Annotated in this window: 19 protein-coding genes; 8 read left to right on the forward strand and 11 right to left on the reverse strand. The window is 68.7% G+C overall.

Annotated features, from left to right (window positions below):
* Positions 1-16 precede the first annotated feature (16 nt).
* Together modA and ACIBL3_RS35965 are read right to left on the reverse strand one after the other, a co-directional pair.
* The gene (gene modA, locus ACIBL3_RS35960; RefSeq protein ID WP_396358349.1) at positions 17-793 is read right to left on the reverse strand and encodes a molybdate ABC transporter substrate-binding protein; all 777 of its coding nucleotides are present in this window, start codon (positions 791-793) and stop codon (positions 17-19) included.
* The gene (locus ACIBL3_RS35965) at positions 793-1,188 is read right to left on the reverse strand and encodes a molybdopterin-binding protein (RefSeq protein ID WP_396358350.1); all 396 of its coding nucleotides are present in this window, start codon (positions 1,186-1,188) and stop codon (positions 793-795) included. Before ACIBL3_RS35965 ends, modA begins: the two co-directional genes overlap by 1 nt.
* A 100-nt stretch (positions 1,189-1,288) precedes the next feature.
* Here ACIBL3_RS35965 and ACIBL3_RS35970 point away from each other — a divergent pair, with 100 nt between their 5' ends.
* Both ACIBL3_RS35970 and ACIBL3_RS35975 read left to right on the forward strand, forming a co-directional pair.
* The gene (locus tag ACIBL3_RS35970) at positions 1,289-3,328 is read left to right on the forward strand and encodes an acyl-CoA dehydrogenase (protein ID WP_396358351.1); all 2,040 of its coding nucleotides are present in this window, start codon (positions 1,289-1,291) and stop codon (positions 3,326-3,328) included.
* Positions 3,321-3,947, forward strand: a complete 627-nt coding sequence (locus tag ACIBL3_RS35975) for a hypothetical protein (RefSeq protein WP_396358352.1) — start codon at positions 3,321-3,323, stop codon at positions 3,945-3,947. Before ACIBL3_RS35970 ends, ACIBL3_RS35975 begins: the two co-directional genes overlap by 8 nt.
* A gap of 598 nt (positions 3,948-4,545) precedes the next feature.
* Here ACIBL3_RS35975 and ACIBL3_RS35980 read toward each other — a convergent pair.
* Positions 4,546-7,059: a bifunctional FO biosynthesis protein CofGH gene (locus ACIBL3_RS35980; protein ID WP_396358451.1), complete on the reverse strand. Its 2,514-nt coding sequence runs from the start codon at positions 7,057-7,059 to the stop codon at positions 4,546-4,548.
* A 115-nt stretch (positions 7,060-7,174) separates the two neighbouring features.
* Here ACIBL3_RS35980 and ACIBL3_RS35985 point away from each other — a divergent pair, with 115 nt between their 5' ends.
* Entirely contained in the window at positions 7,175-7,729 is a 555-nt protein-coding gene (locus tag ACIBL3_RS35985) for a TetR/AcrR family transcriptional regulator (protein WP_396358353.1), read from the forward strand.
* Between the two features lie 144 nt (positions 7,730-7,873).
* Positions 7,874-9,718, forward strand: a complete 1,845-nt coding sequence (locus ACIBL3_RS35990; protein ID WP_396358354.1) for an FtsX-like permease family protein — start codon at positions 7,874-7,876, stop codon at positions 9,716-9,718.
* On the opposite strand, the gene ACIBL3_RS35995 is transcribed toward ACIBL3_RS35990, so the two are convergent.
* Genes ACIBL3_RS35995 through ACIBL3_RS36010 form a run of 4 tightly spaced genes read right to left on the reverse strand, consistent with a single transcriptional unit; the run spans position 9,701 to position 12,458 of the window.
* Positions 9,701-10,207 (reverse strand): DUF2867 domain-containing protein, encoded by a 507-nt coding sequence (locus tag ACIBL3_RS35995; protein WP_396358355.1) that lies wholly within the window; start codon positions 10,205-10,207, stop codon positions 9,701-9,703. The two genes, ACIBL3_RS35990 and ACIBL3_RS35995, sit on opposite strands and share 18 nt — an antisense overlap.
* Positions 10,208-10,217: 10 nt before the next feature.
* Positions 10,218-10,769, reverse strand: coding sequence for a TetR/AcrR family transcriptional regulator (locus tag ACIBL3_RS36000; RefSeq protein WP_396358356.1), 552 nt, complete (start codon positions 10,767-10,769; stop codon positions 10,218-10,220).
* A 34-nt stretch (positions 10,770-10,803) separates the two neighbouring features.
* Positions 10,804-12,015 (reverse strand): MFS transporter, encoded by a 1,212-nt coding sequence (locus tag ACIBL3_RS36005; RefSeq protein WP_396358357.1) that lies wholly within the window; start codon positions 12,013-12,015, stop codon positions 10,804-10,806.
* Positions 12,012-12,458 (reverse strand): MarR family winged helix-turn-helix transcriptional regulator, encoded by a 447-nt coding sequence (locus ACIBL3_RS36010; protein WP_396358358.1) that lies wholly within the window; start codon positions 12,456-12,458, stop codon positions 12,012-12,014. The genes ACIBL3_RS36005 and ACIBL3_RS36010 overlap by 4 nt, the downstream gene beginning before the upstream one ends.
* 144 nt (positions 12,459-12,602) lie before the next feature.
* Here ACIBL3_RS36010 and ACIBL3_RS36015 point away from each other — a divergent pair, with 144 nt between their 5' ends.
* Complete coding sequence (locus tag ACIBL3_RS36015; RefSeq protein ID WP_396358359.1) at positions 12,603-13,700, forward strand: ScyD/ScyE family protein; 1,098 nt, start codon at positions 12,603-12,605, stop codon at positions 13,698-13,700.
* On the opposite strand, the gene ACIBL3_RS36020 is transcribed toward ACIBL3_RS36015, so the two are convergent.
* Positions 13,678-14,286, reverse strand: a complete 609-nt coding sequence (locus ACIBL3_RS36020; protein ID WP_396358360.1) for a DUF998 domain-containing protein — start codon at positions 14,284-14,286, stop codon at positions 13,678-13,680. The genes ACIBL3_RS36015 and ACIBL3_RS36020 overlap by 23 nt on opposite strands.
* Positions 14,287-14,353: 67 nt before the next feature.
* Positions 14,354-15,601 (reverse strand): glycosyltransferase, encoded by a 1,248-nt coding sequence (locus tag ACIBL3_RS36025; RefSeq protein WP_396358361.1) that lies wholly within the window; start codon positions 15,599-15,601, stop codon positions 14,354-14,356.
* A 38-nt stretch (positions 15,602-15,639) separates the two neighbouring features.
* Here ACIBL3_RS36025 and ACIBL3_RS36030 point away from each other — a divergent pair, with 38 nt between their 5' ends.
* The 3 genes from ACIBL3_RS36030 (at position 15,640) to ACIBL3_RS36040 (ending at position 16,943) form a co-directional block, all read left to right on the forward strand.
* Positions 15,640-16,119, forward strand: coding sequence for a MarR family winged helix-turn-helix transcriptional regulator (locus tag ACIBL3_RS36030; RefSeq protein ID WP_396358362.1), 480 nt, complete (start codon positions 15,640-15,642; stop codon positions 16,117-16,119).
* Positions 16,112-16,573: a methyltransferase family protein gene (locus ACIBL3_RS36035; protein WP_396358363.1), complete on the forward strand. Its 462-nt coding sequence runs from the start codon at positions 16,112-16,114 to the stop codon at positions 16,571-16,573. Before ACIBL3_RS36030 ends, ACIBL3_RS36035 begins: the two co-directional genes overlap by 8 nt.
* 70 nt (positions 16,574-16,643) lie before the next feature.
* Complete coding sequence (locus ACIBL3_RS36040) at positions 16,644-16,943, forward strand: MTH1187 family thiamine-binding protein (RefSeq protein ID WP_396358364.1); 300 nt, start codon at positions 16,644-16,646, stop codon at positions 16,941-16,943.
* Here ACIBL3_RS36040 and ACIBL3_RS36045 read toward each other — a convergent pair.
* Positions 16,940-17,773, reverse strand: coding sequence for a hypothetical protein (locus tag ACIBL3_RS36045; RefSeq protein WP_396358365.1), 834 nt, complete (start codon positions 17,771-17,773; stop codon positions 16,940-16,942). The genes ACIBL3_RS36040 and ACIBL3_RS36045 overlap by 4 nt on opposite strands.
* 33 nt (positions 17,774-17,806) lie before the next feature.
* The gene (locus ACIBL3_RS36050; protein ID WP_396358366.1) at positions 17,807-18,550 is read right to left on the reverse strand and encodes an SDR family oxidoreductase; all 744 of its coding nucleotides are present in this window, start codon (positions 18,548-18,550) and stop codon (positions 17,807-17,809) included.
* Between the last annotated feature and the right edge of the window lie 37 nt (positions 18,551-18,587).

The raw sequence follows: 18,587 nt of genomic DNA on the forward strand, positions 1-18,587 counted from the left end.
CTCCTGCTCCTGCGGCTCACGGTGCGGCGAAGCCGGCAGCGGTGAGGACTGCCTTGCCCTGGTCGGAGAGGACGTACTCGACGAACGCCTTGGCGCCGTCCGGGTTCGGTGCCTTCGACAGCGTGGCGATCGGGTACTCGTTGATCGCCTTGTCCGCCTCCGGGAAGGCGATGCCCTCCACCTTGTCCTTCGACGCCAGCACGTCGGTCTTGTAGACGAGCGCCGCGTCGACCTCACCGAGGCTGACCTTCGTCAGCGCGGCCTTGACGTCCTGCTCCAGGCTGTCCGGCTGCGGCGTGATGCCGACCGCCTTGAACACCTTGTCCGCCGCGGCCCCACAGGGCACCTGTACGGCGCACAACGCGATCTTCTTGTTCTTGTCCGCGAAGTCCTGCAGTCCGGTGATCTTGCCCGGGTTCCCCGCCGGTACGGCGATCTCGAGCGTGTTCTGCACGAACACCGTCGGTGTGTTCTTGTCGGTCACCTGATCCATGTTCTTCGGCGCCGCCGAGGCGAACACGTCGGCCGGCGCACCCTGGTTGATCTGCTGCGCCAGCGCCGAGCTGCCGGCGAAGTTGAACACCACCTTGACCCCTGGGTTGGCCTTCTCGAAGTCCTTGCCGATCTGAGTGAAGGAGCCGGTCAGCGACGCGGCCGCGAACACGTTGACGGTCCCGGACAACGACGGCGTACTGGTGTCGCCCGATGATGCCGCCGGGGCGTCGTCACCGCAGCCTGCGAAGGTGAGCGCGGCAACGGCGGCGAGTGCGGCGATCGCGGAACGGCGGAACATCAGGCCTCCGGGATTTCGACGACGACATGGGTGGACTTGATCGAGGCGACGGCGACCACACCCGGCTCCAGGCCGAGCTCGTCGGCGGCCTCGCGACTCATCAGCGACACGACGCGGAACGGCCCGGCCTGCATCTCGACCTGGGCCATCACACCGTCCTTCAGCACGCGGGTGACGATCCCCCGCATGCGGTTGCGTGCCGAGGCGGCGGTGGTGTTGCCCGGCTCGGGCGACTCCGCCAGCTGCTGGGCGAAGGCGGCGAGCTCACGCCCGTCCACTGCCATCCGCCCGCCGTCCTGGATCGACGGCAACCGGCCCTGCTCGACCCACCGGCGCACGGTGTCATCACTGACCCCGAGAAGCGCGGCAGCCTCACTGATCCGCAATTTCGGCATGATCGACAGTCTAGTGCCGCAGATGCGGATCCTGACGCGAGTTTTCCACAGTCATGAAGTGGTGACGGAAAGTGCCCGCCGATCCGCATAGGTTATGGGCATGACGACATCGGGGATGCGGGACTACCTGGACGGGCCGTACAAGGCGGCCCGCGACGTCGTGCGCGCCGGGCTGGCCGCAGACGCGGAGCTGTTCGACCTGGCCGTCACCCTGCCGCGGGACGAGTACCGCGACCGGGTGCTCGGGCTGCTCGAGCGGATCACGGCTGAGGGCCATCCGGCGCGCGGCTTCCCGAAGGAGAACGGCGGTGGCGGCGACCTCGGCGGGTTCATCGCCGGATTCGAGATGCTCGCCTTCGGGGACCTCTCGCTGATGGTGAAGGCGGGTGTGCAGTTCGGGTTGTTTGCCGGCGCGATCCTGCACCTGGGGACCGAGCGGCACCACGAGAAGTACCTCGCCGACGCGATCAGCGGCCGGCTGCTGGGCTGCTTCGCGATGACCGAGACCGGCCACGGCTCGAACGTCCAGGCGCTCGGGACGACGGCGACGTACGACGCCTCGACCGGGGAGTTCGTCGTACACACTCCGAGTCCGGCCGCCCGGAAGGACTACATCGGCAATGCGGCGCGGCACGGCCGGATGGCGGCGGTGTTTGCGCAGCTCGTGGTCGGTAGTGAGAACCATGGCGTGCACTGCCTGCTGGTGCCGATCCGGTCGGAGGACGGTCAGCCGCTGCCGGGCGTCACCTTGTCCGACTGCGGGCCGAAGCTTGGGCTGAATGGGGTGGACAACGGGCGGATCGTGTTCGACCAGGTCCGGGTGCCCCGGGATGCGCTGCTCGACCGGTATGCGGAGGTTGATGTCAAGGGCAACTACGTGAGTGAGATCGAGAACCCGGACCGGCGGTTCTTCACCATGCTCGGGACGCTGGTCCAGGGCCGGGTGTCGGTCGGTGGAGCCGCGATCAACGCGAGCAAGGTGGCACTCGCGATCGCGATTCGGTACGGCGATCAGCGCCGGCAGTTCGGGGCGCCGGGGAGTGCCGAGGAGGCGTTGTTGCTCGACTACCGGATGCATCAACGACGACTGCTGCCGTTGCTCGCCCGGACCTACGCGCTGCACTTCGCTCAAGCCGAGCTGGTGGACGAGTTCGTCCGGATCTTCGACGACAAAACCAACGAAAAGCAGCCGACCTCCGGCCGGGTCGTGGAGGCGCAGCACGACGCCCGGTCGGTGGAGGGGGAGCATGACGCCCGGGTGGTGGAGGGGGAGCATGACGCCCGGGTGGTGGAGGGGGAGCATGATCGGCGGGCGCTTGAGGCGCAGGCGGCGGGGACCAAGGCGGTGGGGACGTGGCATGCGACTGAGACGATCCAGGCCTGCCGGGAGGCGTGCGGTGGTGCCGGCTACCTGGCGGAGAACCGGCTGGCGACGCTGAAGGCGGACACCGATGTGTTCACCACCTTCGAGGGGGACAACACCGTCCTCCTGCAGTTGGTCGCGAAGGGTCTGCTGACCGACTACCGGGAGTCGTTCGGGAAGCTCGACCCGCTCGGGACCGCTCGGTTCATCGCGGCGCAGGCGGTCGAGGTCGCAGTCGAGAAGGCGGCTCTGCGACCGCTGGTCGAGCGGCTGCGCGACGCCGTACCGAACCGGAGTGACACGGCGGATCCGGATGCCGGGTTGCGGGACGACGCGTACCACTCCGGCATGCTGCGGTTCCGCGAGCAGCACATTCTGTCCGGGGTGGCGCGGCGGCTGAAGGCGGGGATCGACGCGGGGGACGAGCCGTTCGACGTGTTCAACCGGTGCCAGGACCATGTGATCGCGGCCGGCCGGGCGCACGTGGACCGGGTCGTGCTGGAGGCTTTCCAGTCCGCCGTACGGAATGCACCGGAGGAGATTCGCGAGCGGTTGAAGGATGTGTACGACCTGCACGCGCTGGCGACGATCGAGTCGGAGCGGGCCTGGTACCTCGAGCACGGGCGGTTGTCGCCCGGCCGCTCGAAGGCGATCACGGCGCTGGTGAACGAGCTGTGCGCCGCGGTCCGGCCGGTCGCGGTGGACCTCGTCGACGCGTTCGGCATACCGGGCGCGGCGGTCGAGGTGCCGATGGTTGTACCGTCGCAGCATGAGTGAGCCGATCGAACCCGCGTCGGCCGCCGAGGCCGCCCGTGAACTCGCCCGGGTGCTGCTGGAGCAGGCCGACGCTCTGGACCTGCACGACCTGCGGGCCACCGGCGCGATCGAGAACGTCCGGGTCCAGGCCCGGGCGCTCGCGGACGCCGTGCACGAACGAGGCTGGGGCGACATCTTCCTCGGGATCGACTCCTACGATCCCGACGAGCTCGACGACCTGCCGCTCGGGCCGGACGACTTCGACGACCCCGAGGACTACCGGGAGATCGTCGAGGGCGGCAGTCTCGACGACCTCGAGGAGTTGGAGGAGCCGCTGCTGCCGGAGGATGGCATCCGGCTCAGCTACCAGGCGCGCTACGACTACGTGGTGACCGACCCGGAGGCGTTCGTGCAGTACGTGCGCAGCCGCGCGGACGAGGCGCAGAACGACGAGGTCGTCGACGACATCGAGGACGCCCAGTCGGCCTTCGAGCTGCTGTGCTACCTCGACGGCCTCGGATCGAAGGACTACGACAACGCCGGCCTCACCCCGGCCGGCGGCGAGGAGTCGCACAAGATCGTCGAGTTCTCCCTCTGGGACCTCGACCCCACCCGCCGCGACGACACCTACCCGTACTGACCCCAGCCCCTCAGCGGCCTGCCCGAGCGACCTCGGGCAGGCCGTTGTCGTCTGTGCACAAGGGATCTGGCATAGACCTTTTGGTCATTCGCTACAGGCGACTCAGGTGGTTGAGCTCGCAGTGTTCCTGTTGTTGCGGAAGGCAACAGATGTACGGAAAGTGAGGATTCGTTCACTCAGTGTTGCCTTGTTCAAAGGCAATGCAAATGTTTGATCCGGGGGATGGTCCGGCGCTGTGGCCGCATGACAACGTTCTGCTGTCGGCGACGGACGGGTCGCCGACACAGGCTCCAGGTGGAACCCGGAAGTGCTCCCGTCCGGGACCGGACTGTACCTCCCCTGCCGGTCACGGAATGAGACACCGGGCCCGCCCTCCTTCGGGCCGACTGCCCTCTCGGGGCAACAGCAGGACGCCGGCCGTGCCGTTACGGTGCCGGTCGCCAGTGAGGTGGCGACCGACACCAGGCGCGGCCGGCGTTTCCCCTGTTGAGCAAGCAGCCTGCATCCCTCGACCAGTAGCGGGCTGTTGCACCGGTGGCGGGTTGTAGCACGCCATCGGTCACATAACCCGCCACCGAGCAAGCCTGGCCGGCGGGGTTCAGGCGAGTTCGAGTGCCGGGCGGGACGGGACCTCGCCGTACGTCGTGGTGCGCTGGCGGGCCGGGCGGCCGGCGGCGGTGGCCATCGCGGTGAGCTCGGCGATCGACTTGCGGGAGCCGTGCTTGGAGCCGGCCATCCGGCTGATCGTCTCCTCCATCAGCGTGCCGCCGATATCGTTGACGCCGCCGTTCAGCACCGCGACGCAGCCGTCGACGCCGAGCTTCACCCACGAGCACTGGATGTTGTCGATCCGCCCGTGCAGCATGATCCGCGCCATCGCGTGCACCGCGCGGTTCTCGTCGTACGTCGGACCCGGCCGGGCGACCCCGGCCAGGTAGATCGGCGAGTTCTGGTGGATGAACGGCAGCAGCACGAACTCGGTGAACCCGCCGGTCCGGTCCTGGACGGCGGCGATCGTGCGCAGGTGCTGCACCCAATGGTGCGGCGCGTCCACGTGGCCGTACATCATCGTCGAGCTCGATGGCAGCCCGACCTTGTGCGCGGTGCTGATCACCTCGACCCAGGTTGCCGTCGGCAACTTCCCCTTGGTGAGGATCCAGCGCACGTCGTCGTCGAGGATCTCGGCCGCGGTGCCGGGGATGCTGTCCAGCCCGGCCTCCTTCACCGAGATCAGGAAGTCCTCGATCGACAGCCCGGTCCGGACCGAGCCGTTGACGATCTCCATCGGCGAGTACGCGTGGACGTGCATCTCGGGGACCCGGTCCTTGACCGCGCGGACGAGGTCGGCGTACGCCGTCCCCGGCAGGTCCGGGTGGATGCCGCCTTGCATGCAGACCTCGGTGGCGCCGATCACCCAGGCTTCCTCGGCGCGCTGGCCGACCTCGTCCATCGACAGCGAGTAGGCGTCGGCGTCGGTCCGCCGCTGGGCGAACGCGCAGAACCGGCAGCCCGTGTAGCAGACGTTGGTGAAGTTGATGTTCCGGTTGACCACGTACGTGACGTCGTCGCCGACCGTTGCCTTCCGCAAGTCGTCCGCGATCCGCGCCAGTTCGTCCAGCGCGGGACCGGTTGCCGTCATCAACGTCAGCGCCTGGGCGTCGGAGAGGCCAGCGGGGTCGCGCTCGGCGGCCGCGAGTGCAGCCCTCACCTCGGCGTCGATCCGCTCCGGCGATGCGCCGGCAGCGACACCCGCCTCGGCGGCCCGGCGCGCCTCGACGTCTTCGCGCAGCACATCCCAATCGCCATAAGCGGCGTCGAAGTCCGAGCGAGTCTCGGTACGGCGACCCTCGGTGTCGATCGCCGTGTGCAGGTCGGTCCGGCCAACGCTGTCCCAGCCGCCGTCCGGCTCCTGCCACGGCAGACCGACCGGGAGCGCCGACTCGTTCGCCAACCCGGTCGCTGGATCGACCAGCGCCTCGACGTGCGAGATCAACCGCGGGTCGAGCCACGGTTCACGCAAGTACTCCGGGTGCGCGGTCAGCCGCTCCCGCAACACGAACCCGGCGTCCGCACTCACCTTCGCGAGGTCGTCGATCTGCGGCCACGGCCGCTCGGGGTTCACATGGTCCGGCGTCAGCGGCGACACCCCGCCGAAGTCGTCGATCCCCGCGTCGAGCAGCGCCCGGCACTCCGCCAGGTCGACCAGGTTCGGCGGCGCCTGGACGCGCACCCGCGGCCCGAGCACGATCCGGGTGACCGCGATCGCGGCCAGCCACTCGTCCAGCGGTACGTCGTCGTCGTTCCGCATCGCGGTGTCCGGCTTCACCCGGAACCCCTGGATGATGACTTCCTGGATCCCGTTGTACTGCCGGGCGATCTTGCGCAGCGCGAAGATCGAGTCGGCACGCTCGGTCAGGTTCTCGCCGATGCCGATCAGCAGCCCGGTGGTGAACGGGACGTTCGACCGGCCGGCGTCCTCCAGCACCCGCAGCCGGATCGCCGGGTCCTTGTCGGGCGAGCCGAAGTGCGGCTGGCCCTTCTCCTCGAACAGCCGGCGCGACGTGGTCTCCAGCATCATGCCCATGCTCGGCGCGACCGGCTTCAGCCGCTGCAGGTCCTGCCACTTCATCACGCCCGGGTTCAGGTGCGGCAGCAGCCCGGTCTCCTCGAGCACCCGGATCGCCATCGCCCGCACGTAGTCGAGCGTGCTGTCGTACCCGGCCTCCTCGAGCCACGTGCGCGCCGCGTCCCAGCGCTCCTCGGGCGCGTCGCCGAGGGTGAAGAGCGCCTCCTTGCAGCCGAGCGCCGCACCTTGCCGCGCGATCTCCAGCACTTCGTCCGGCGAGAGGTACGGCGAGTGCACGCGACCCGGCGTGGTCGCGAACGTGCAGTAGTGGCACCGGTCCCGGCACAACCGGGTCAGCGGGATGAACACCTTCTTCGAGTAGGTGACGATCCCGGTCCGGCCGGCGTCGGCCAGGCCCTGGTCGCGGACCCGCGCCGCGGTCGCCATCAAGGCGGTCAGCGCGTCGCCGGTGGCGGCGAGCAGGACCTCCGCCTCGGCCGGGTCGAGTGTCTTGCCGTCGTCCGCACGCTTGAGTGCTCGGCGCATCGCCGTACTGATGTCGTTGGCCACGAAATCCGAGCCTAAGCGCCGGAAACCGGGCGTTCCCGCGATTCCGGGGACCAAAAACAATCCGTACAAACGTCCTGATAGTTTGCTGTTCGTGCAGGTCAGACGGGGTGTCGACGGCCGCCGGATGCGTGGTGAGCAGCGGCGGGGCGAGCTGCTGCGGGCGACGCTGGCCGTCGTCGAGCGCGACGGAGTCGCAGGTGTGAGCCATCGCGCGGTGGCCGCGGAGGCGGATGTGTCGGTCGCGTCGATCACGTACCACTTCCCGACGCTGGACGATCTGCTGGTCGATGCGCTGACCTGGGCGGCGGAGGATCTCGCGGCCGAGCTGCACGAGTGGGGGAGCGAGTTGGGCGCCCGGCCGGCGGACGAGTTGGCGCGGGTGATCGAGCACAGCCTGGGACGTCGGCGTGGGCGGACCCTCGCGGTCTACGAGCTCTACCTGTACGCCGCCCGCCGGCCGGACCTTCGCGAGGTCGCCGGAGCCTGGCTCGAACCCCTGACCGAGATCGCCCGGGCCTTCACCGCCGACCCGCACAAAGCACGCTTGCTGGTGGCCGCCCTCGACGGACTCCTCCTCCAGGCACTGATCGGTGCCCACGAGGTGGCCCCAGCCGACCTCTCCGCACTCCTGGAGGTCCTGCGGTAGCCACCTTGTGCACGGATCGAGCATCTTGGCGGCGCCAGGATGCTCGGTTGGAGCACAAAGTCGGTGGGGTGGTAGCGCGCGGGCTACCACGGGTGGGGTTCGCGGGACCGGGTGGAGTCGGCTGCGGCGCGGTTGGCTGGACGCATGCTGAGGTTGTCGGTTGGGGCGATGCGGGACAGGTGGCAGTTGTTTGCGGGGGCCGTGGTCGCTGTCGCGCTCGGGGTCGGGTTGGTGCAGTCCGGCATGCAGGTGCTGGCGGCGACGGATCGGCCGGTCTTGCCGTCCGGGCTGTCTGCCTACGAGCGCGTCCGGGTGCGCGAGGGGTACGTCGGCGCAGCCACGTTGATGGGGATGTCGGTGATGCTGGCGGTGTTTCTCACCGTGTTCATCGTCAGCACGACCTTCGGGTTCACTGTGGTGCAGCGGCGGCGTGAGCTCGGGCTGCTGAGGCTCATCGGAGCGCAGCGTGGATACGTCAGTCTGATGCTGATGTGTGAGGCAGTGCTGCTCGGTCTGCTGGGGACCGCGATCGGCGTACTCATCGGACTGCTCGGCACCTGGGCGCAGTCCAACCTGCTGATCGAGCTCGGCATGCTTCCGGAGTGGTTCCACGCGCCCTGGGAGCAGGGTGCGATGTGGTCCGCGATGATCGTCGGCATGAGTACGGCGCTGATCGGCGTACTCACTGCTGCGTGGCGCGCCTCGAGAGTCAGTGCGCTCGACGCAATCACCGACTCACCCAGGGCGATGCGAGTGATGACCGCGTGGCGTTGGTTCTGGGGACTCTCGGCGGCAGCGTGCACGGTGTTGCTGGTGATCGCCGCGCAGGCGGCGCGTGATCTCGTCGCCGGGTTGATGATCGGCCTCGTCGTGATGATCAGCGGCTCGATCGCCCTCAGTCAGCTCAGCCCGGTCGTCGTACCGCTGGCCGGCCGCCTCCCCGCTGCCGTTCTCCGCGGCAACCTGATCACCGACCTCGCCCGAGCCGGCATCCTTCATGCGGTACGGCGAAGTGCTGCCACCGCAGCGCCCCTGATCGTGTTGGTCAGTCTCGTGGTCGGCTTGTGGGGAACGTTCGGGTCGCTGGCCAAAGCGGTCGGCGTGGAGCAGGAGCGACTGATCACCGCCGATCTCGTCGTCGACCACGCAGTCCCGGCCGGACCGGGGATCGAGGTCGCCTCACCGCAGACCGCCGTACCGGTCGCTGTCACGCGCGGAACGCGGACCATCTACTCCGAGGCGATCGGGATCGATCCCGCTGCCTACCAGCAGACGCACAAGCTCCGGCCGCGCAAGGGATCGCTCGATCGCCTCGTCGGACGAACGATTGCCATCGGCCCCGGAATGGCTGCCGAGGGCTACAAACTCGGCTCGACGCTGACCATTGCGCTCGGCAACAGAAAGCTGCCGGTCAAGGTGGTTGCGATCATGCCGGAGACGCTGGACGTCAGCGAGAACTTCTTTGTCCCGCGCACCCTGCTGCCCGCCGGCGGCCGGACCGAGACGCTTGTGAAGGTTGCTCCGGGCCACGAAATCGCCGACGCGCAGACCGTCGAGCAATGGGCTCGGGAGAGGGGTGAAGCGCAGCAGCGCAGCAACTCCGGTCTCTTCGCCGCGTTGATGGGCCTCGCCGGGATCTTCACCGCCGTTGCCGTCGTCAATGCCGTGGTGATGTCCACGGCCGACCGGCGGCGCGAGTTCGCGCTCGCCAGGATGGCCGGTCTGACCAGAGGCCAGGTCGTCCAGGTCGCGTTGGTCGAATCCGCGGCCGTCGTGATCATCGGCGTACTGCTTGGGTCACTCGTCGCCGGCGCGGCGCTGGCTGGCATCGCCGCGGGGCCGTACGGCCTTGCAGCATTGGCGATTCCGTGGCGCCTGCTGGGTCTGATCTTCGCCGCCGCGATGGTCGTGGTCGGCGCCGCAGCGGCCGTGACCGCGCATCGAGCCACGAACCCGCAGCCGATCTCCCTGCTAGCGGGACGCGAGTGACCTGGCGCCCACGCGAGCCATGCTGAACACCACGACATGGTGGAACGGCCGGATCAGGTTGTAGTAGAGCCTTCCGGCCGTCCGCAGGTACTTGACCAGCGTGACGACCTTGAACTCGCTCACCGGCTGGGCGTTGTCGGTGATGATCGCCAGCCAGCCGGTCAGGTGGTTGTCCTGGATCTCGAGCAGGAGGTAGTGATCCTCCTCCCCGCGGACGACAGTGAAGAACGACGCCTTGTCGCCCGGCGTGAAGCTGACGGTCTCCGGCCGCAGCCGGCGCGAGTCCGGGATCCCGGTCGTGTCGAGGCGAAGCACCTGCGCCACCACCATCCGGACCGCGAACAACCCCTTGATCCACAGCGGCGAGTACCCCAACGCGCCCGCGGTGAACTCACGCAACGACACCGAGCCACGCACAGTCTTCACATCGACGACGTCGACGTCAGCCAGCAGGTCCTCGATCTCAGGCAAGTCGGTGCGAGTCGGCATGGCGGGCCTCCTAGTCGATCAGCGTCTCGCCGGTCGCGAGTCGCAGGGTCATCGCGTAGATCTCGCGCAGGTCGTCCTTCCGCACCGACGGCAGCACCTGTTCGGCGCCGATCAGGATCAGGTAGAGCAACTCGGCGAAGCGGTCCGGATCCACGTCCGTCGTCAGCCCACGGCAGAGACCCTTCAGGTACTCCGTCCGGGCCCGGTCCACCCGCTCCTGCGCAGCACGGACTTCGGAATCCTGCAGGGCCCACGCCCGTACGGCGATCTCCAACTCGGCGCTGTCCGGATCCGCCAGCACCAGCTTCATCAGGTGCTGCAACTTGGCCCGGGGCTCCGCGTCCGGCGCACTCTCCACGGTGTCGATCAACCGCGTGGTGAACTGTGCCTCGAAGTACGCCAAGAGCGCCGTCCGGAACCCGGCGGCGCCCTTGAAGTGGTGGTAGTACGACCCCTTGGTGACCCCAAGCTTCCCGGTGAGGCGCTCAATAGTCACCGCCGGCGCCCCCTCCGCCGCCAGCAACTCCAACCCAGCCTCGAGCCACTCGGTCCGCGTCACCACGCTCGGACCGTACCATACCGTTTGGTATGGCTCCTCAGGCGTCGGCGGCGGTGAGGGCTTGGGCTTCGAGCTTTGAGTGGGTGGTTGGGGTGCGGAGGTGGGAGAGGGGCTTCCAGCCGGTGGCGAGGGTGGCTACGGCGAGGACTACGGCGAAGGCGCCGACGTAGAAGGGGATCTGGACGTTGAGCTCCTCGCCGAGTTTGCCGGCCAGCCAGGGGGCGATGGCGCCGCCGGAGAAGCGGACGAAGGAGTACGCCGCCGACGCCGTGCCGCGTTCGACCGGGGCGGCTGCCATCACGGCCTCGGTGATCAGGGTGTTGTTGATGCCGAGGAACAGGCCCGCGACGATCACGCCGACCGCGAGGACCGCCTTGTGGTGTGCGTACACGCCCATCACCGCGAGGTCCGCGGCGAACAGCAGCAATGCCGTCATCACCACCGGCAGCGTGCCGAACCAGCGCTGCAGCCGCGGCGCCACGAACACCGAGGTGACCGCGAGCCCGATGCCCCAGCCGAAGAAGATCAGCCCGATCTGCCGCGCCGACATCGCCAACGGGAACGGCGTGAACGCGAGCAACGTGAAGAACCCGAAGTTGTAGAGCAGTGCCGTGATCGCGACCGTCGCCAAAGACCTGTGCCGCAACGCCTTCAGCGGCTCGACGATCGACGTACGGCGTTGTGCCGGTGGCGACGCGGGGAGCAGGAAGGCCGTGGCCGTGAGCGCGATGGTCATCAGTACGGCGACGCCGAAGAACGGACCGCGCCACGAGATCGTCCCGAGCTCGCCGCCGACGAGTGGGCCGGCCGCGATGCCGACGCCGAGCGCGGCCTCGTACAGGATGATCGCCTCGGCGACCGAACCGCTGGCCGAGTTGACGATCGTGGCCAGCGCGGTCGCGATGAACAACGCGTTGCCGAGGCCCCAGCCGGCCCGGAAGGCGACGATCGCGCCGATCGAGTCGGACAGGCCGGCCAGGGCGCTGAACACGACGATGATGGCCAGGCCGATGAGCAGGGTGCGCTTGGCGCCGATCCGGCTGGAGACCGCGCCGGTGATCAGCATCGCGACACCGATGACCGCCATGTAGCTGGTGAACAGCAGCGACACCTGCGACGGGCTGGCGTGCAACTGCTCGGCGATCGGCTTCAGGATCGGGTCGACCAGGCCGATGCCCATGAACGCGATCACGCAGGCGAACGCGACCGCCCAGACGGACTTGGGTTGCTTCAGAAACGAGTTGCTCACCGGGGCGAGGCCTCCAATGACTCGAGGTTGAGGATCTTGTGCACGATGGCGACCGAGGCTTCGAGGGTGGCGAGGTCGGTCGCGGGGAGTTGTCGGAGGCGGGCGGCGACGGCCGCGCCGGCTTCCTGACGGGCGCGCTGCAGTTCGGCGTACCCGGCGTCGGTGAGGCTGATCAGGCTGGCGCGGGAGTCGGCCGGATCGGGCTCGCGCCGTACCCAGCCCTGGTCTTCCTGGCGTTGCACGAGGTTGGACATCGTCGGCTGGGAGCACCGGTCGGCCTTGGCCAGCTCACTGATCCGAGTCGGCCCGAGCTCGTCCAGCCGCCCCAGCAACCGCATCGCCGCATGCGGCAACGCACTCACATCCCGCGCCGCCAACCGCGTCAACCGCGCCGAGGCCACCACCAACTCCACACCCAGCCGCGTCAGCTCACTCTCACTCACGTCCACCCAATATACATAGCAATACTATGCATCTCCAGCAGTCGCCGCGTGACCCAGGTCAAGCACGTCGCGAACCCGTGACGGCAGGGACGAACTCGCGCAGACTCGGGAGTGACAGGGGGTTGTCACACCTTGGGAGGGGACATGTTCCGACGCTTGGTGGTCTTGGTCACAGCACTGATGACGGGGTTGAGTCTCGCCGTCCTGCCGGTCGTGCCGGCCGGCGCACACGGGACTGCGTGGCGGGTGATCGCCTCCGGCCTCGACAGTCCGCGCGGCCTGGGATTCGCTCCGAACGGGACGCTCTACGTCGCCGAGGCAGGTGTCGGCGGCGCCGGGCCCTGTATCCCGCATCCGCTCGGGCAGATCTGCTACGGCGCCACCGGCGCAGTCACCCAGGTGAAACGAGGGCATCAAACCCGAGTCCTCACTGGACTCCCGTCCTTCGTCCTGCAGGGCACGGACGAGGTGTTCGGACCGTCCGACGTGGGGCTGAACGGTTCCGGCAACCTGTACGTGACGCTCGGTCTCGGCGACGACCCGGGCCTCCGGAGTCAGCTGCCTGCGAACGGACAGCTTGCCGGGACACTGATTCGTGCGAAGGCGTCCAAGGGAACGTTCAAGCTGGTCGCGGACATCGGCGCGTACGAGCTCTCCGCCAACCCGGACGGCGGACTGCCGGACACCAATCCGCAGGGCCTGCTGGTGACGAAGGGTGGTCAGGTCGTCGCGGATGCCGGCGGGAACTCTCTGCTCGGGGTGCGCTCGCACGGACGCATCTCCACGCTGGCCGTCTTCCCGACCCGGCTGGTGCCGAATCCGTTCGGCGGCCCGGACATCCCGATGCAGGCGGTGCCGACGACGGTGACCCGCGGCCCGGACGGCGCGCTCTATGTCGGTCAGCTCACCGGGTTCCCGTTCCCGGTCGGAGGCGCGAACGTCTACCGGATCGGGTCCGGCGGACAGCCCGAGGTAGTGGCCGGCGGATTCACCAACATCATCGACATCGCGTTCGGACCGGACCGTGCACTCTACGTGCTGGAGATCGCGCACAACGGCCTGCTGTCGGGTGACCCGACCGGTGCACTCATCCGGGTCGGCAAGAACGGCGAGCGGACGGTCGTCGCGAGCACAGGCCTGACGATGCCCACCGGCCTGGCGATCAGGGACGGCAAGGCGTACATCTCCAACTGCGGCGTCTGCGCCGACGTTGGCCAGGTCATCGCAATCCCGCTGCACTGATCTGGGTCTGCAACGAGCCCGGTGGGGCGCAGATCGCGGCCAGGAAGGCGAACTGGATCGCGGTTGCGATGACGAGGCGGATGCTGAGAGTGTCGAGGTTTGGCCAGGCGGCGATGGTGACTGTCAGCGCGATGACAGCGACGGTTGACCATCTCGCCAGGCCGGTGGTGCGTTTGGCGACGGTGAGGGCTGTGGCGAGCCAGGCGAGTTGGACGATGGCGAAGCCGACCTCGTGCAGTATGCCGTGCCAGCTTGGATCGACCCGCCCTTCGGGGGCTCCGGCGGGGAAGCCGGCGCCGGGGTCGGTGACGAAGACGCCGGCTGCGATGAGGCCGAAGCCGAGGGTGGCGACGAAGCGTGGTAGCCAGCGGCCTTGGTCGCGCAGCCCGATTGCCGCGGTGACGAACAGGGCGCCGGTGATGGCGAAGTTTGCGATCTGGATCCAGCCGGCGCTGCCGAGGGCGAGCAAGCTGAGTGGGTGTCGGCTGGGATCGAAGCCGTCCCGGCTGAAGGCCTGTGCAGCCCACAGGGCAAGGAAAAACGGTCCGGCCGCGATGCCGCAGACGCGAAGCGGGGTGACGTTCATGAGGTCGTCCTCTCTGCTGGGGTTGTCAGCAGAGACGTCGAAGGATCCAGGCCGAACCGGACAGAACTCAGACCTGCCGGGCGATGATCTCCGCGGCCAGGCTCGGGCCGTCGACGGCGGCGTACAGCTTCTGGATTCGCTCGGCGGCGGCGAGGTGGCTCTTGTCGTCGAGCATCCGGGTGGCGAGGTCGGCCAGGATGGCGGAGCGGCCGAGGCGGCGGGCTGCGCCGAGGCGTTCGACGAGTACGACGTTCAGGTCCTGCTCGATGTGCAGGGGGATACCGAGCAGCGGCGTACCGGAGGCCATCGCCGTCTGCACGCTGCCCTGGCCGCCGGTGGTGACCGCGAGGTCGACCTGCGGCATCACGAGATGGCTGGGCAGCACGCCGTGGATCATGATCCGGTCGGTGGCGAGGTCGCTGAGGTCGTGGATCGTGCCCGCGACCAGGAGCCGTACGTCGAGGCGGCTGAGCTCGGCGATCGCCGTACGCACGGCTGCCGGTGGGGTCGAGGTCATCGCGAGGTAGACCACCGGTCCCGGCTTGTCGAGGAACTGCTGCACCTCGGGCGGCACTCCAACGTCGAGATGCGCGTACAACGGGCCGGCCGTGCGGAGCGCCGAGCCCGGGCGATAGCCCTTCCCCGGACGCCAGGCGGCCACCTCCTCGGCCGAGACGCCCAGCACCTCGGGGATCTCCGGCACGATTGAGAGATCCCCGAGCAACAGCGCGGCCAGGCTGGGAATCCCGTCGATGCCGAGCGATGCAGCCACCCGGTTGAAGCCGCCGCAGTACGCCGTGGTGCGGTGCATCGCCCCGTTCACGAGGAACCGCGCGAGCCAGTCAGGAGCGTGCGCCAGCCGCGGGTCCACCGGATGCGTCGGCGCCGGCAGGAGGCGGCGCGCGAAGACCGGCGGGACGAAGCTGCCCGCGTGCTCGGTGATCACGCGTACGTCGGCCAGCCGCGAGGACAGCAGCGTGGTCACGGTGAAGCCGGTGACGGCGACAGTGATCCCGTGGGCCCGGAAGTAGTCCGCCTCGGCCAGCACGTACGTGCCCATCTCGGCGTCGTCGTACATGCTCTGCCGGGGATCGCCGAGGCCGGCGGCCGAACCGACGAAGGCGGCCGCGCGGGCGGCGGACATGCCTGGGCCGAGGACGTCGTACTCGATCCCGGTCGCGGCGAGCAGGCGCTCGTGCGGACCTCCGTGAGTCGCGACGCGGACCCGGAGTCCGAGCGCGGTCAGGGCTCGATGGAGCTCGAGCATCCGCGAGGTCTCGGACAGGTAGGCGCAGTGCGGCAGCAGGCAGATCATCATTGCCCCCTTCGGCGATGATAGGTAATATATTGCCTATGTCATCGTCCAGCAAGACCCCCGAGCTGTTCGGGATCGGCGCGGGCTCGCCGTTGCCGCCGTCGGTGCAGGCGTTCCGGACGACCCTGATGCTCGCCCAGAAGCTGCGGTACGCGATGGACGAGCGGCTGCGGGCGGACGGGCTCACCACTCAGCAGGCCGCCCTGATCACGGTGGTGACGGCGATGGGGAGGCCGTCGCTGGCCGAGGCAGCCGCCGCGTTGGGGAGCACGCATCAGAACGTCGCGCAGATCGTCGCCGCCTTGGTTCGCAAGGACCTGCTGCAGGTCGAGCCCGATCCCGCCGACCGGCGGCGCAAGTTGTTGTCAGCAACGAACCACAGTGCGGAGTACTGGCGGGAGCGTGACAGTGGTGACTTCGCCGCGGTGGCCGATTGGTTCGCCGACCTGAGTCCGGCCGAGCTCGAGATGTTCTGTGAGTTGTCCGGCCGGGTGATCGCGAGGCTCGACGATGCTTAAGGCCGTGCTGGGCAGTACGGCGTTTTTCTTCGCCGCGCCCTGTGTCGTCGGTGGGCTGATCCCCTGGTGGATCAGCGGATGGGCCGCGCCCCGGTTCTGGCCCGGTCTGGTGCTGGTGGCCGCCGGCGCGTACGTCGTACTGCGTGCGTTCGTGCGCTTCGTCCGGGAGGGGCGCGGTACGCCGGCGCCCGTCGCGCCCACCGAGGAGCTCGTGGTCGGCGGCGACTACCGCTTCGTCCGCAACCCCATGTATGTCGGCGTCGTCACGGCGATCCTCGGCCAGGCCCTGACCTTCCTGGATCCCTGGATTCTCGGGTACGGCGTGCTCGCGTGGGCCGTGATGGCGTCCTTCGTCCGGTGGTACGAGGAGCCCGTGCTGCTCGAGCGGTACGGCGCTCAGTACGAGCAGTACCGCCGTACCGTCCCTGCTTGGCTGCCGCGGCTCAAGCGGTGAATCCTGCAGGACTGCAAGATTTCAGCGTTAGTCGTGCGGCTGAAGAGGAAGAGGCTGGCAAGCTGGATGCATGATCGTTGCATTCAGCATCAGCCCGTCCGGTGGTGACGAGACCGGGGGCGTGAGTCAGGCGGTGGCCGAGGCCGTCCGCGTGGTCCGCGCCTCCGGCTTGCCGAACGAAACCAACGCGATGTTCACCAATATCGAGGGGGAGTGGGACGAGGTGATGGCCGTGGTCAAGCAGGCGGTCGATGCGGTCGCGGCCGTGTCGCCTCGGGTCAGCCTGGTGCTCAAGGCCGACATTCGGCCGGGGTACACCGGTCAGCTCGCCGCCAAGGTCGAACGCATCGAGCAGGAGCTGTCCGACTAGTTGTGTGCTGACCGTAGTTCGTCCAGCCGACGTCGACCCTCCTGGGTCGGGGGTCGCCAGTCGGCGGGGAACAGGCGGGAGCGCTCGACGGCCGTGGCGAGCGGTACTTCGGACAGCAGCTCCCACAGGAGGCTCCAGCGTTCGTGCCGGGCGAGGCCGGCACTGAGCTCGGTGAACTGCTCGCCGCGCAGCAGGGCGGCGAACTCACCGGGGTCCTCCACCATCCGGCGAAGGAACTCGAAGAGGCCACCGTCGATCGCCGCGCTCCGTAAGCGGGCCCGCACCTCGCCGTCGGCCGCCGCGTAGGCCGCAGCCGCCGCCGCGCCGTACGGATCGGCGCGGCGGTACCTGTCGTACTCACCCGTCATCAGCCAGAAAACGGCCCGCCGAGCCGGCTCGGACGGCGTCAGGTCATGCTCCCGGCAGAAGTCGGCGAGCCGTGGCACGTGGTCCGCGAGCTCGTACACCTCGTCGACGAGGGTCTGGTCGCCGGCGGCCAAGATCTTGCGCTGGGCGATCCGGGCGACCGGATGATCGCCCAGCGCGGCGGCCACGACCACGACCCGGCGCATCTCCGTGGTCAGCTCGTCCTCGGCCGGGTGCAGCACGAGCAGCGTGAGGTCGGCGACTACTCGCTCTTCCGATTCCTGCTCGTGGCCGGGGTCGTCCCGGTACAGGTGCGCCCGCAGGGCCGGACCGCCGTTGGCGTCGATGAGCTCCCTGCACACGGTGTCGAAGGGCTCGGCGGGCGGCTGGAAACGACGCCTCCACCAGCGCAGCAGGTGGCGGGCACGAGTCTCGCGCCCGATCGTCTCCGCCACACGCCTCACCGCCCCCGATTCTGCGTACTCACCAAGTATGGTTCAGCGCGAGTGGTTCAGGGCAGCGACTGTTGTGTCGTAGCGGTTCTCGCGTTCGGCGTCGCGGAGGAAACGGACCCGGTTGACCAGGATCTCCTCGGCGTCCGGCTGGTCCTGGATGAGCTTGACCGACTCGTCGACGAACTCGTCGAGCGGCATCCACTCCGGATTCGGTACGCCGTTCAGCAGGCCGGTCTGGACGGCCGGTGGCACCAGCTCGATCACCTGGACGCCGGTGTCGGCCAGCTGGATCCGCAGGCTCTGCGTGTAGCTGTGGACGGCGGCCTTGGTCGCGCTGTACGTCGGGGTGTCCACCAGCGGCACGAACGCCAGCCCGGAGGAGACGGTCATGATCACCGCGTCCGGCTTGGTCAGCAGGTACGGCGTGAACGCGGTGAGCGTGCGGATCGTGCCGAGCAGGTTGATGTCGATGATCTGCTCGGACGTGGTCAGGTGCGCCGGGTCGCGGAGGTCCTCTTCGACCATGATCCCGGCCATCGTGACCACCACGTTGAGGTCGGGGTGCTCGGTCGTGACCGTCTCGAAGGCGGCCGTGATCGAGTCCGGGTCGGCGACGTCGAGGGTGATACCCGCGATCCCGTCCTCGGCGGCGATCCGGTCCAGCAGGTCCTTGCGGCGGCCGCTGATGATCACGGTGTTGCCGAGGTCGCGGAACCGCCGGGCCAGCTCGAGGCCGATCCCGGACGTGCCGCCGGTCAGGAAGATCGTGTTGCCAGTCGTTTTCATGGCTCCAGCCTTCGCGAGCCCGGCGACGGTAACCAGG

This window comes from Kribbella sp. NPDC050124 (genome assembly GCF_044460355.1).
Taxonomy (GTDB): Bacteria; Actinomycetota; Actinomycetes; order Propionibacteriales; family Kribbellaceae; genus Kribbella.

Excerpts from the sequence above, each read along its gene's own strand:
- modA (WP_396358349.1), bottom strand. The coding sequence starts at position 793 with ATGTTCCGCCGTTCCGCGATCGCCGCACTCGCCGCCGTTGCCGCGCTC.
- ACIBL3_RS35965 (WP_396358350.1), bottom strand. The coding sequence starts at position 1,188 with ATGCCGAAATTGCGGATCAGTGAGGCTGCCGCGCTTCTCGGGGTCAGT.
- ACIBL3_RS35970 (WP_396358351.1), top strand. The coding sequence starts at position 1,289 with ATGACGACATCGGGGATGCGGGACTACCTGGACGGGCCGTACAAGGCG.
- ACIBL3_RS35975 (WP_396358352.1), top strand. The coding sequence starts at position 3,321 with ATGAGTGAGCCGATCGAACCCGCGTCGGCCGCCGAGGCCGCCCGTGAA.
- ACIBL3_RS35980 (WP_396358451.1), bottom strand. The coding sequence starts at position 7,059 with ATGCGCCGAGCACTCAAGCGTGCGGACGACGGCAAGACACTCGACCCG.
- ACIBL3_RS35990 (WP_396358354.1), top strand. The coding sequence starts at position 7,874 with ATGCTGAGGTTGTCGGTTGGGGCGATGCGGGACAGGTGGCAGTTGTTT.
- ACIBL3_RS35995 (WP_396358355.1), bottom strand. The coding sequence starts at position 10,207 with ATGCCGACTCGCACCGACTTGCCTGAGATCGAGGACCTGCTGGCTGAC.
- ACIBL3_RS36015 (WP_396358359.1), top strand. The coding sequence starts at position 12,603 with ATGTTCCGACGCTTGGTGGTCTTGGTCACAGCACTGATGACGGGGTTG.
- ACIBL3_RS36020 (WP_396358360.1), bottom strand. The coding sequence starts at position 14,286 with ATGAACGTCACCCCGCTTCGCGTCTGCGGCATCGCGGCCGGACCGTTT.
- ACIBL3_RS36025 (WP_396358361.1), bottom strand. The coding sequence starts at position 15,601 with ATGATCTGCCTGCTGCCGCACTGCGCCTACCTGTCCGAGACCTCGCGG.
- ACIBL3_RS36030 (WP_396358362.1), top strand. The coding sequence starts at position 15,640 with ATGTCATCGTCCAGCAAGACCCCCGAGCTGTTCGGGATCGGCGCGGGC.
- ACIBL3_RS36035 (WP_396358363.1), top strand. The coding sequence starts at position 16,112 with ATGCTTAAGGCCGTGCTGGGCAGTACGGCGTTTTTCTTCGCCGCGCCC.
- ACIBL3_RS36040 (WP_396358364.1), top strand. The coding sequence starts at position 16,644 with ATGATCGTTGCATTCAGCATCAGCCCGTCCGGTGGTGACGAGACCGGG.
- ACIBL3_RS36050 (WP_396358366.1), bottom strand. The coding sequence starts at position 18,550 with ATGAAAACGACTGGCAACACGATCTTCCTGACCGGCGGCACGTCCGGG.